This window comes from Magnetospirillum sp. (assembly GCA_027532905.1).
Taxonomy (GTDB): Bacteria; Pseudomonadota; Alphaproteobacteria; order CACIAM-22H2; family CACIAM-22H2; genus Tagaea.
In genome coordinates, this window is record JAPZUA010000007.1 from 89,679 (window position 1) to 102,206 (window position 12,528).

At 65.2% G+C, this 12,528-nt stretch carries 12 protein-coding genes; all 12 read right to left on the reverse strand.

What is annotated here, in order from left to right:
* Positions 1-38: 38 nt before the first annotated feature.
* Positions 39-947: a 30S ribosomal protein S2 gene (gene rpsB / locus O9320_20185; GenBank protein ID MCZ8313172.1), complete on the reverse strand. Its 909-nt coding sequence runs from the start codon at positions 945-947 to the stop codon at positions 39-41.
* A 218-nt stretch (positions 948-1,165) separates the two neighbouring features.
* Entirely contained in the window at positions 1,166-1,666 is a 501-nt protein-coding gene (locus tag O9320_20190) for a cyclic nucleotide-binding domain-containing protein (protein MCZ8313173.1), read from the reverse strand.
* A 3-nt stretch (positions 1,667-1,669) separates the two neighbouring features.
* On the reverse strand, positions 1,670-2,761 hold the full coding sequence (locus O9320_20195) for a DUF2336 domain-containing protein (protein ID MCZ8313174.1): 1,092 nt from the start codon (positions 2,759-2,761) through the stop codon (positions 1,670-1,672).
* Between the two features lie 87 nt (positions 2,762-2,848).
* Positions 2,849-6,331 carry a DNA polymerase III subunit alpha gene (dnaE, locus tag O9320_20200; protein ID MCZ8313175.1) on the reverse strand — a complete coding sequence of 1,161 codons (3,483 nt, stop codon included), beginning with the start codon at positions 6,329-6,331 and terminating at the stop codon, positions 2,849-2,851.
* 10 nt (positions 6,332-6,341) lie between these two features.
* The gene (locus O9320_20205) at positions 6,342-6,947 is read right to left on the reverse strand and encodes a hypothetical protein (protein ID MCZ8313176.1); all 606 of its coding nucleotides are present in this window, start codon (positions 6,945-6,947) and stop codon (positions 6,342-6,344) included.
* A gap of 155 nt (positions 6,948-7,102) precedes the next feature.
* Positions 7,103-7,660 (reverse strand): hypothetical protein, encoded by a 558-nt coding sequence (locus O9320_20210; GenBank protein MCZ8313177.1) that lies wholly within the window; start codon positions 7,658-7,660, stop codon positions 7,103-7,105.
* A 62-nt stretch (positions 7,661-7,722) separates the two neighbouring features.
* Positions 7,723-8,418, reverse strand: a complete 696-nt coding sequence (locus O9320_20215) for an ABC transporter ATP-binding protein (protein ID MCZ8313178.1) — start codon at positions 8,416-8,418, stop codon at positions 7,723-7,725.
* Positions 8,411-9,661 carry a lipoprotein-releasing ABC transporter permease subunit gene (locus O9320_20220; GenBank protein ID MCZ8313179.1) on the reverse strand — a complete coding sequence of 417 codons (1,251 nt, stop codon included), beginning with the start codon at positions 9,659-9,661 and terminating at the stop codon, positions 8,411-8,413. Before O9320_20220 ends, O9320_20215 begins: the two co-directional genes overlap by 8 nt.
* Positions 9,662-10,978, reverse strand: coding sequence for a proline--tRNA ligase (locus O9320_20225; protein MCZ8313180.1), 1,317 nt, complete (start codon positions 10,976-10,978; stop codon positions 9,662-9,664).
* A 62-nt stretch (positions 10,979-11,040) separates the two neighbouring features.
* Positions 11,041-11,502 (reverse strand): hypothetical protein, encoded by a 462-nt coding sequence (locus O9320_20230; GenBank protein ID MCZ8313181.1) that lies wholly within the window; start codon positions 11,500-11,502, stop codon positions 11,041-11,043.
* A gap of 349 nt (positions 11,503-11,851) precedes the next feature.
* Positions 11,852-12,118, reverse strand: coding sequence for a DUF1467 family protein (locus O9320_20235; GenBank protein ID MCZ8313182.1), 267 nt, complete (start codon positions 12,116-12,118; stop codon positions 11,852-11,854).
* The gene (mce, locus tag O9320_20240) at positions 12,115-12,519 is read right to left on the reverse strand and encodes a methylmalonyl-CoA epimerase (protein MCZ8313183.1); all 405 of its coding nucleotides are present in this window, start codon (positions 12,517-12,519) and stop codon (positions 12,115-12,117) included. The genes O9320_20235 and mce overlap by 4 nt, the downstream gene beginning before the upstream one ends.
* Positions 12,520-12,528: the final 9 nt, after the last annotated feature.

Consider the following 12,528-nt stretch of genomic DNA (forward strand, 5'->3'; position numbering starts at 1 on the left):
GTTCGTCGCAGTGACAAGGCGATCGCCCGCATAGCCGATCAGGCTGCGGGCGAAGCCGCCTTTTCCTTCTTCTTGCGGGCTGCCGGCTTCTTCGGCGCGGCTGCGTCCTTGTCGGCTTCCGGTGCCGCTTCGGCGGCGGCCGGGGCCGCTTCACCTTCAGCCGCAACCGCAGCCGCAGCCGCCGGGATCTCGAGTGCGGGCGGTGCCACGGCCGCACCCACATCGACGCCGGCGGCCTTCATTTCGGCCTGCAGACCGTCGAGCACTGCGTTCGCCATCAGCTCGCAATAGGTCGAGATCGCGCGCAGCGCATCGTCGTTGCCCGGGATCGGGTACGTGACACCCTTGGGGTCGCTGTTCGAGTCGAGCACGGCGATGACCGGAATGTTGAGGCGACGCGCTTCTTCGACCGCGATCGCTTCCTTGTTCGTGTCGATCACGAACAGCATGTCCGGCAGGCCGCCCATTTCCTTGATGCCCCCAAGCGAACGCTCGAGCTTGTCGCGCTCGCGCGTCATGAACAGCAGTTCCTTCTTGGTGAGGCCGCCCGAGGCCGAGCCGCCGGGCAGATCGCCCGACAGGCGCTCGTCGATTTCCTTGAGGCGCTTGATCGAATTCGAGATCGTCTTCCAGTTGGTCAGCATGCCGCCGAGCCAGCGATGGTTGACGAAATACTGGCCGCAGCGCTTGGCGGCTTCGGCGATCGGCTCCTGCGCCTGGCGCTTGGTGCCCACGAACAGCACGCGCCCGCCGCCTGCGCACACGTCGCGCGCGGCCTGGAGGGCGCGGTCGAGCAGCGGCACGGTCTGCTGCAGATCGATGATGTGCACGCCGTTGCGCACGCCGAACAGGAACGGCGCCATTTTGGGGTTCCAACGGCGCGTCTGGTGGCCGAAGTGAATGCCGGCTTCGAGAAGCTGGCGCATCGAATAGACGGGCATCGCCATGAGCGATTTTTCCTTTTTCCGGTTGATCCGCCGCGGGACGAGCACCTGCCCCCAAGAAGGGAGACCGGCACCGGAACGAGCCTTGGCCTATGGCGCCAAGGACCGCATATGCCCCGCGTGAGGGTTTGTCGTCAGGACACAATGTCCGAACGCGGCGCGGGAGATACCCCAACTGGCTGGGTTTTGCAAGCCCGCCCGGCCTGCGGGACCCTATTCCGTCAATGCGGAACCCGCCGCCCGGCGTAATAAAGCACCAAATCCGTGATCGTGCGGGTAAACGGGCTTTTGACGGCGTCGAGGCTGCGGCCGAAGGCAACGCCGCGCAAAAACGCCGCCATTTCGTCGCGTGACGCGTCGCCCGGCGCACCGGGCGCGAGCGGCTCTGCCGTGCGCACGAAGCCGATCAGCTCGACCAGTGCGGTGTGGATGGCGGGATCGAGTGCCAGGAGTTCGTTCAAAAAAGACGCACGCGGAATCATCTCGATTTCGGCGTTTGTGGCCGCACGGGCACTGGCCATTCGCGCGGCCCCGTCGACGAGTTCGAGCTCGCCGAACATCTGCCCTGCCTTGGTGCGCGCAATCTCGACTTTTTCGTCGCCGCGCGTCTGGAAGATCTCGATCTCGCCCGAACGCACGAGGCACGCAAAATCGCCGCGCGCGCCCTCTTCGTAGACGAGCGTGCCGGCCGCATAGCGGACCACGGTGGGGATCAGCGCCATCGCCTAGTACCCCGGCACGATGGCGCGGGCGCCGCGCGCCTGGGCAAGGGTCAGCGAGTCGAAGGCGCGCAGCGCCTCGGTCACGGGGCGGCCCACGTTGCCGTGCAGGCGCGCCAAGGTCACCACGATCGTCTCGAAATTCAACTGGTTCATGCCGCTCGCCCGGCACATCGTGGCAAGGTCGCCGAAATCGGCGGTGCGGCACGCCCGGCGCACGAGCCGCAACGGCTCGGCGAGATGCTCGGCCAAGGCCACTTCGAAGAGATCGAGCCTGCCGGACTCGGCCAGCCGCACGAAGCCGCCGACTTGGTCTTCGCCCCACTGGCCCCATTGGCCCAGCATGGCGCCGAGCACGCCCGTGACAACGCCGTCTTTGGTGCCGATGTCGCGCGCCACCTGGTCGGCGGCGTTGGCCACGATGTCGCGCAACGCGTCCGGCGCCATGGCGATGCGCTTGTAGAGATAGCCGTGCAGCGCGTCGGTGATCCAGCTCAGCATTTCGTAGGCGAAGGCGGCGGGCAGATCGGCGCGCTGGGAAAGCGGATCTTCAAGCTCGGGCCATTGGCGCGCAAGCTCGCACACCACGCCGAATGTGGCGTTCGATATCTGCGCGCGCTCGTTGGCAAGCAGCGTGCCGACGACGTCTTTCTCGCGGAACGCGACCAGCGCCTCGCTGAGTGCGGAGCCCACATCCGTGCGTCCGGCGATCGCCACGCGATGCTGGATCGTGGCTTGGTTCGCGACCTCGATGAGGTCGCCTTCCTGCAGCACGGGCGAACCTGCGAGTACGGGCCACGACACTTCGATCTCGTCGGCCGCCAGCAGCTTCACGATCGAGGGGGCGATGTTGGGCTCTTGGCTCAAGCGCTCGGCCACAAGGCGGCGCAACGGCGCTTCGATCTCGCGGATGATCGCGCGCACAAGCTCGACCGCCATCGCGCGAATGCGCTGGTTGCCGGCATCCATGCCGATCGCGGCGACGAATTCTGACAGATGTTCGACCGCCACGCGCCGATCGTCCGGATGGTCGGCAGCCAGACGGTCGGCGATCGACTGCAAACGCTGGATCAGCGTATTGGGGTCAGCGGGATTCAACGTGGCTCGCGCGTTCGAGTCAGGAACCGCCGAGGATAAGCGTTTTTTCCGCATGCGGCAAATACAAGTGGCGCTGCCGCGCTGGCGTCAAATCTCCGCCACTTCCAGAATACCGGGGATGTCCCCCAGCGCGCGACGCAGATCGGGCGTGATGGCGCGCCCGTCTTTCAAGCGGATATCGACTTCTTCGTCCGAGCCTGTGCGGATCTGGATGCGGATCGCCCCCTTGCCCTTCGGCGCCTTGCCGAGTGCGGCTTTGAGGCCGGCGATCGCCCCCATATCGGCCAAGGCCACGCGCAAGCCCGCCGAGGTGCTAGCGACCGCGTCGTCGAGGGCGCGCACTTCGCTCGCCAGGAGCTTGATCGTTTCGCCCTCCACGCGCGCATCGGCCGTCACAAGCAGCGGCTTGTTCGACGCGAAAAGTTCGCGCGATTTGGCGAGGAGTTCGGAGAACACCATGACCTCGAACGTGCCGCCCGCGTCCGACAATTGCACGAATGCGAATTTGTTGCCCTTGGCGGAAGTGCGCTCCTTCGAGCTCAGCACCGTGCCCGCAAGCTTGACGCGGCTCGACGCCCCGCCCGACAAGCTGCGCGCCAGATCGGCCGAGCGCACCGCCCCCAGGCGCTTCAAGCCGACCGCGTAGGAATCGAGCGGATGGGCCGTCAGATAGAAGCCCACGCTTTCGAACTCGGCCTGCAGGCGTTCGTGCAGTTTGAGATCGGCCACTTGCGGCAATGGCGGGTCGGCGGTTTTGCCGCCGGCCGGGCCGCCGAAAATGCTCATCTGGTTCGAGGTCTTCTCTTCGGCCGCCGATTGCGACAAGCGCAGCATGGTTTCGATCGCGGCCAGCACGCGGGCACGGTTGGGCTCGAGCGTGTCAAACGCCCCCGCCTTGGCGAGATTTTCGAGCTGGCGCTTGTTGATCTGGCGATGGTCAAGCCGCCGCGCCAAATCATAGAGCGACGCGAACGGCCCGTTGGCAGTGCGCTCGGCCACCAACGCTTCCATTGCGGCGAGGCCGACATTGCGCACGGCGGCGAGCGCATAGCGCACGCAGCCTTTGGCGTCCGTGCCGTCGGGATATTCGACCGAGAATACGGCCTCCGACTTGTTGATGTCGGGCGGCAAGGTACGATAGCCGAGACGTGCGACTTCCTGGCGGAACAGGTTGAGCTTGTCCGTGTTCGACATGTCGAGCGTCATCGACGCTGCGAAAAACTCGACCGGATGGTTGGCTTTGAGCCACGCGGTTTGGTAGGCGACGATAGCGTAGGCGGCGGCGTGGCTCTTGTTGAAGCCGTAGCCTGCGAATTTGTCGACGAGATCGAAAATCTGCGAGGCCTTGGCTTCGTCCACGCCGTTGGCGACCGCCCCGTCGACGAAGACTTTGCGCTGCGCGTCCATCTCGGCCTGGACCTTCTTGCCCATCGCGCGGCGCAGGAGGTCGGCACCGCCCAGCGAATAGCCGGAAAGCACCTGGGCGATCTGCATCACCTGTTCCTGGTAGATGATGACGCCGTAGGTTTCCTTGAGGGTCGCTTCGAGCTTCGGGTGCAGATAGTCGGGCTTTTCGGCCCCCTGCTTGACCGCGATGTATTTCGGGATGTTGTCCATCGGGCCCGGCCGATAGAGGGCCACAAGCGCGATGATGTCTTCGATGCGATCCGGGCGCAGGCGGCGCACGGCATCGCGCATGCCCGTACTTTCAAGCTGGAACACCCCGCCGGTGTCGCCGCGCGAAAGCATGTCGTAGGTGCGCTTGTCGTCGAGCGCCAAACGGTCGATATCGACGACGACGTTCTTGCGCTTGAGCAGGGCCGCCGCCCGGCTCAGCACGGTCAGCGTCTTAAGCCCCAGAAAGTCGAATTTGACGAGGCCCGCCTTCTCGACGTCCTTCATGTTGAACTGCGTGACCGGTGTGGCCGAGCGCGGATCGCGATAGAGCGGCACCAGATCTTCGAGCGGCCGGTCGCCGATGACCACACCCGCCGCGTGCGTCGAGGCATGGCGATAGAGGCCTTCGAGATGCAAGGCGATTTCTGCGAGCTTGGCGACGGCCGGATCGGCGTCGATCATCAAGCGCAGTTGGTCTTCGCCGTCGATCGCTTCTTTGAGCGTGACAGGTTTGGCCGGATTGTTGGGTACCAGTTTGCAGATACGGTCCACCTGGCCGTAGGGCATGCCGAGCACGCGGCCGACGTCGCGCAAGACCGCGCGTGCCTGCAATTTTCCGAAGGTGATGATCTGCGCCACGCGGTCTTCGCCGTAGGTGCGCTGCACGTAGCGAATCACCTCGTCGCGCCGGTCCTGGCAGAAATCGATGTCGAAGTCCGGCATCGATACGCGCTCGGGATTGAGGAAACGCTCGAACAGCAGGCCGAAGCGCAAGGGGTCGAGATCGGTAATCGTCAACGCCCACGCCACGACCGAGCCTGCGCCCGAACCGCGCCCCGGACCCACCGGGATGCCGTGGTCTTTTGCCCATTGGATGAAGTCGGCGACGATCAGGAAATAGCCGGGGAAACCCATCTTCACGATCACGTCGGCTTCGTACTCGAGCCGTGCACGATAGGGGGTTGCCGCCGCTTCGCGCGCCGCCTCGTCCATGCCTTCGGTATAGACGTGGGCTGCCAAACGCTTTTCGAGGCCCGCTTTGGCAAGCACACGCAAAGCATCGGCCTCGGAACTGTCTTTGGCGCGCGTCGAGGCCGGCAGAATCGGTTTGCGCCCGCCGACCCAATGGGAACAACGCTTGGCGATCGCAAGCGTGTTGGCGATCGCCTCGGGCAGATCGGCGAACAGCGCTTGCATCTCGTCGGCCGATTTGAAACGCCATTCGGCCGTGGAATGGCGGCGCTCCTGGTCCGCCAAAAAGCGGCCCTCGGCGATGCACAGCAGCGCATCGTGCGCCGCCGACATCGTCGCGTCGGCGAAATAGACGTCGTTGGTCGCAACGAGCGGCAGATCGCGCGCGTAGGCGAGATCGAGCAAAGCGCCCTCGATACGTTTTTCGGCGCCAAGCCCATGGCGCATGATCTCGATATAGAGACGGCCCGTGAATGCGGCCTGGAGCCGGTCGAGCATGGCGGCCGCCGCATCGGCCTGCCCGTCCGCCAGCAAACGACCCACCGGCCCGTTCGGCCCGCCGGTCAGGCACAGCAAGCCGTCCGAAAGCCCCGTGAGCTGGTCCATCGTGACCTGCGGCGTTTCCCCGCCCGGCGTTTCGAGAAACGCGCGGCTCGAAAGTTTGGCGAGATTGGCCCAGCCGGTTTCGTTCTGCACAAGCAGCAGCAGCCGGTCGGGCTCCGGCGCTTTGCCCTGGCGCCCCATACCGCCATCGTCCTCGCGCCTGATGCCGAGATTGCAGCCAATGATCGGCTGCACGCCCGCATCGGCGGCGGCGGCCGAAAACTCGAGTGCGCCAAATAGATTGCCCGTATCCGCGATCGCGACCGCCGGCATTTTGTTTTTGGCCGCAAGCTCGACGAGCTTTTTGACCTTGATCGCCCCTTCGGACAGCGAATAGGCGGAATGGACGCGCAGATGGACGAAAGGGGCATGCGACATGGGAGCAAGACTACGCCGCTGAGGACGAGTCGAGCCAGCGCCATTCGGGGCTGTGGATAGCAAGGTCGTCGGTCGTGCGCAGCATGGCCAAGCGCGCTTGCGGCAGAACGGCGATCTCGGCCGTCCAGTGACGATCGAGCCAGGCGCCAAGTTCGGCCGCCGCCGGCGGATCGAGGTCGCGCTCGAGGTGCCAGAGTCCGACAGCGTAGAAACCTGAGACGCGCGCACCGACCGCGCGCTGCAGATCGGCATAGGCGTCCGTGCCGTTGCGGAACTCGGGATAGACGCGCAGATAGATGCGGCCGTGGTTGCGGTCGCCGACGAACGGACCGCCCAAACGGACTGAAGGTATGCCGTCGCCAAGCCAAGCTTGTGCCGCATGCGCGCACGCATCCCCGGCAGCCGGATCGAACGGCCCTGCGATGGTTGCGTGCAGCACGCCGCGGCGGCGGCGGCCGATGTCCCACGCAATCGCCTCCCTCAAGGCACTGGCCTTAAGCTCGGCTTCGATCGTCTGGAAGACCGGGCTTTCGTCGAGCGTTGCGGCTGGCACATGGACGACAAGCGCATCGCGCGCGTTCGCATAGCGGCCGTTGCGATAATCCTTGCCCGGCACCGAGGCGATCGCCTGCGGATGGTCCGGTGCGATCAGCGGCAGATGGGCGAGCCGATAGTCGGGCCCGAGTTCGAAGGATGCTAGGGGCTCGAAAACATGACGCGTTGCGGCAAAGCGCAGCTGCGCGTCCGGCGTGAATTGCGGCGCGCGGATACTCAGCGCAGCGGCGCAGAATCGACCGTTGCGCGCGGGGCGGCGACGCCGCGCGCCGGTGCCGGCGGCGGTTCGACGACCTGGCTCGTGCGCGGCGGAGTAATGTTGCCGCCCGTACCGCCGCGCGGCGCCATCGTGAGATCGACGGTCGATCCGCCCGTGATGCCGCGCGAGGGCGTGATCTGGATCGTGATCACACGCTGATTCTGCTGGAACACGAGCACGCTGTTGGCCGCGCGCACAGTCGTCACCTCGCTCCAGCCGAAATTCGGCATCTCGCGCCGGTAGAACTCGTACATGTCGGCGACGTTGCTGCCCGAATTGATCACGAGCCGGCCGGTCCATTGCTGATCGGTCCCCAGGATCAGCGAACGCTCGAGATCGATCGAATTGTTGGCCGGCATCGGAATATCGGTGAAGCGCGTGAAGCCTGGCCCCGGTGTGGCGTTGCCGCTGCCGTTCGAGCTTTGCGAACCCGTCGAGGCGGTCTGCCCGGTAAGGCCGCAGGCCGCCAGCGTGACAGCGGCGACGGCAGCGAAAAGGACATTGCGAAATTTCATGGCGGGTTCCGACCTTCGAGTCGCAGGATTGTCGCCAAGTGTTTCGCCGCAACGCCACCGCGTCAAGTCCTGCCCGGAATTTCCTCGCTTAAAACGCCGTCGGCCATTCGCAAAATGCGATCCATTCTGCCTGCAAGTTCCGGATTGTGCGTGGCGATGAGAGCCGCCAAACCGCTGTTGCGCACGAGGCCCAACAGCGTTTCGAACACGTCGGCGGCGATGCGCGGATCGAGATTGCCGGTGGGCTCGTCGGCCAAAAGCACGCGTGGATTGTTGGCAACCGCACGCGCGATCGCCACGCGCTGCTGCTCGCCGCCCGACAGCCGCCCGGGCCGATGCGTGGCGCGCGCACCCAGCCCCATCTGGGCCAGCAGCGCATCGGCGCGCGCACCGGCCGTGGCCTTGTCTTGGCCTGCGATCAACAACGGCATCATCGCGTTTTCGCGCGCCGAAAACTCGGGCAGCAGATGGTGGAATTGGTAGACGAAACCGAGCGTCTTGAGGCGCATGCGCGTGCGGCCCGCATCGTCGAGGGCGGCACAATCTTCGCCCGCAATGCGGATCGTGCCCGCATCCGGCCGCTCGAGCAGGCCCGCACAATGCAGCAAGGTCGATTTGCCCGCACCCGACGGCCCCACCAGCGCCACGCATTCGCCCGCGCGCAAGGTGAGATCGAGGCCGCGCAGCACGTGCAATTCGCCGCCACCCTGGCGGAAGCGGCGATGCAGCCCCGAGATTTCGAGAACGGCCTCACTCATAGCGAAGCGCTTCCACGGGATCGAGACGGGCGGCCCGCCACGCGGGATAGATCGTGGCGAGGAACGACAGGCCGAGCGCCATCGCCACGACCTCGACCACTTCGCGCGGATCGGATTTCGACGGCAATTGCGCGAGGAAATAGACTTCCGGCGAGAAGAGCTGCGTGCCCGTCATCGCCTGCAGCAATTGGCGGATCGATTCGATGTTGGCGTTGAACAGCAGCCCCAAAACGAGCCCGCCTAGCGTGCCAAGCACGCCGATCGCGGTCCCCGCCATCAGGAAGATGCGCAACACCGATCCGCTCGAAGCCCCCATCGTGCGCAGGATCGCGATATCGCGCGTCTTGTCCTTCACGAGCATGATCAGCGACGAGACGATGTTGAACGCCGCCACGAGGATGATCAGCGTGAGGATCAGGAACATCACGTTGCGCTCGACCTGCACCGCGTTGAAGAAGCTCGAATTGGCCTGCTGCCAATCGTAGGCGCGCACGGGCTGGCCTGCGGCCTGCAGGATCGCACTGCGCGCCAGCCACACGCGCTGCGGATCCTTGACGAACACCTCGATGCCGGTCGCTTGGCCCTCCTGGCGGAAGAAAAGCTGGGCCGCTTCGAGCGGCAGGAACACGAAGGAATTGTCGTATTCGAACATACCGACTTCGAAGATCGCGGCCACGCGGAAGGCGCGCAAGCGCGGCATTGTGCCGAAGGCGGTCACGTTGCCCTGCGGCGAGATCAGCGTGATGCGGTCGCCCAGCGCCAAGCCCATGCGCTGGGCCATGCGGGCACCGATCATCGCCGCATCGTCGCCCGCAAAATCGGCAAGGCTGCCGCTTTTGATGTTCGAGACGATCAGCGTGCGCCGCGCCATGTCGGCGGGGGCGATGCCGCGCACGAGGGCGCCACTCGCCACATTGTTGGCCGTCGCCATGACCTGGCCTTCGACGAGGGCTGCCGCATCGACGATGTCCGGCAAGGCGCGGATGCGCGCGGCCGCCCCTTCCCAATCCGCGAGCGGCACGCCCTGGCCGTAGACCGTGAGATGGCCGTTGAGGCCCAAGATGCGGCCCAGCAATTCGGCGCGGAAACCGTTCATGACGGCCATCACGATGATGAGCGTGGCCACGCCGAGCGCAATGCCGCCCAGCGAGAACCACGCGATCACCGAGATGAAGCCTTCCTGCCGGCGCGAACGCAGATAGCGCAGCGCCACGGTCCGCTCGAACGAGTCGAACCAGGCCATTCAGGACGCCGTCAAGCGATTGAGCGCTTCGTCGGCCGACATCTCGACGCGCTCGCCGGTTTTGCGGCGCTTGAGCTCGACCTTGCCCGCCGCAACGCCGCGCGGCCCCACGACGAGCTGCCACGGCAGCCCGATCAGATCCATCGTCGCGAATTTAGCGCCCGCACTTTCGGCCGTGTCGGCGTAGAGCACGTCCTTGCCGGCCGCTTGCAGGCGCGCATAAAGCGCTTCGCACGCTTCGTCGCACTTGGCGTCGCCGCTGCGCAGATTGACGAGGCCCACGTCGAACGGGGCCACCGCATCGGGCCACACGATGCCGGCATCGTCGTGGCTCGCCTCGATGATGGCGCCCAAGAGGCGCGACACGCCAATGCCGTAGGAGCCCATCTCGACCAGCACTTGCGCACCGTCGGGGCCGACGACGCTGGCACCCATCGGCTTCGAATATTTGGTGCCGAAATAGAAGATGTGCCCGACCTCGATGCCGCGCGCCTTGTGGAGGCGCTCAGGGGGGACCGGGCACTTCGCGGCGTCGTGCATTTCGGACGTCGCGGCGTAGTTTGCGAGGATCGCCTCGACGGCGGGCTGCAGATCGGCCGAAAAATCGATGTCGGCTTTGAGCATGTCGGTCTCGAGCCACGCCGTGTCGCAATAGACTTCCGACTCGCCCGTCTCGGCGAGGATGATGAATTCGTGGCTTAAATCGCCGCCGATTGGGCCGGTGTCGGCGCGCATCGGAATGGCTTTGAGGCCCATGCGCGCGAAGGTGCGCAGATAGGCCATGAACATGCGGTTGTAGGCGGCGCGCGCGCCCTTGGCGTCGATGTCGAACGAATACGCGTCCTTCATCAGGAATTCGCGGCCGCGCATCACGCCGAAGCGCGGGCGCACCTCGTCGCGGAACTTCCACTGGATGTGGTAGAGATTGAGCGGCAGGTCCTTGTAGCTCTTGACCGCGTTGCGGAAAATCTCGGTCACGAGTTCTTCGTTGGTGGGGCCGTAGAGCATCTCGCGCTCGTGCCGGTCGACGATGCGCAGCATCTCCTTGCCGTAGTCTTCGTAGCGCCCGCTCGTGCGCCACAGATCGGCCGACTGGATCGTCGGCATCAGCATTTCGATCGCCCCTGCGCGGTCCTGCTCCTCGCGCACGATCTGCTCGACCTTGCGCAGCACGCGGTGGCCGAGCGGCAGCCACGAATAGATCCCGGCCGAGGCTTGGCGGACCATGCCCGCGCGCAGCATCAGACGGTGCGAGACGATCTGCGCTTCGGACGGGTTTTCTTTGATCAACGGCAGGAAAAAGCGCGACAGGCGCATGGGGCCACCAAACCTCGGAGCTGGAGAAAATCGACGATCGACCGCCGGACCCTAAGCGAAGCTCAAGGCTTTGCCAAACCCTGCGCGCGGCAGGCCTCGCGCAGCGCTTCGAGCTCGGGATTGCCGAGCGGTTGGCCGTTATAGAGCACGCGACCCGAGGCCACGTCCATGCGCACCTCGCCCAATTTGAAATTCGGCTGGAACAAGGGCGACGTCGCGGCAATGCCGTATTTCTTGAGATCGACCGCAATGTCGAAGGCGACCGTATCGGGCACTTGGAATTGCGGCGCGGGATTGAGATCGGCCCCCACCACGGCCCGGCCGCGCACATCCACGCCGGGCTGGTAGGCGACGTCAGGGGCCGGGCGATGCTCGGTCAACACGCGCCGACAATCGGCCGGTGTGGCGCGAATCGGGGCCGGGGTCGGGGTCGGCGTCGGCGGCTGGGCCGGTGTCTGGGCGAGGGCAGCGACCGAAACGGCCAGCCCGAGTCCCAAGACCGAAATCGCGATCCGTTTGCACATGAAAATATCACCCTCTACGACTGTAAAAGAAAACCACCTCATTCTGGCTTTTTTAAGGGCAGTTGCGCAAAGATCGCGGCAAATGCTGCGGCGCACGCAAGAAGATTTCGTTCGTACACGGTCAAACGCTCAAAAATATCGTGACTCCCGAAAATCTCCCGATATACTCGCCGAACTTAGATCCTCGGGTTAAGGGGACGAGGAGTTGTCCGGCGCGCCCAGCCCGTTTGTTGGGCAAGCGACACGGCCCAAGTTTGGGGAGCGAATTGCAGCCAAGCCCGGTCGCCCATTGAATGGGCACCGGGCTTCGGTGTTTCTAGGGCCTGCGACGGTTACGAACGTGCGGGCTTTAGCGTGCAGGCGGGGGCGGCAGTACCAGCGCGTCGCGCACCGGCAGCAAGTCCGACTGAACAACCGCAAAAATCAGCCCCCAGACGATCGCCGCTGCGAGCGTCGTCCATAGGGCTTTCTTCAGCATCATCGGCTTTTCGGGCGCACCGGTCATTTGGCCGCGCCCGCCGGGTTCGGTCGTGGGGCGCACGCCGAAGGGCAGGATCGCAAACAGCACGATCCACCAGATCACGAGATACATGGCGATGCCGGTGACGGCGGTCATGCCTGCTCGAGCTCGACCAGCGTGCCGCAAAAATCCTTGGGATGCAGGAACAGCACGGGCTTGTCGTGCGCACCGATCTTCGGATTGCCGTCGCCGAGCACGCGTGCACCCTCGGCCTTCAACCGGTCGCGTGCTGCGAAGATGTCATCGACTTCGTAGCACACATGGTGCATGCCGCCCGACGGATGGTCGGCCAGAAACTTCGCGATGGGCGAGCCCTCGCCCAGCGGATGCAAAAGCTCGATCTTGGTGTTGGCAAGCTCGACGAACACGGTGGTGACCCCATGTGCGGGCATGTCGACGGGCGCCGACACGCGGGCCCCCAGCGTGCCCGCATAGGTCTTGGTCGCGGCCGCAAGGTCCGGCACCACGATGGCGACATGGTTCAAACGTCCGATCATGTCGCAACA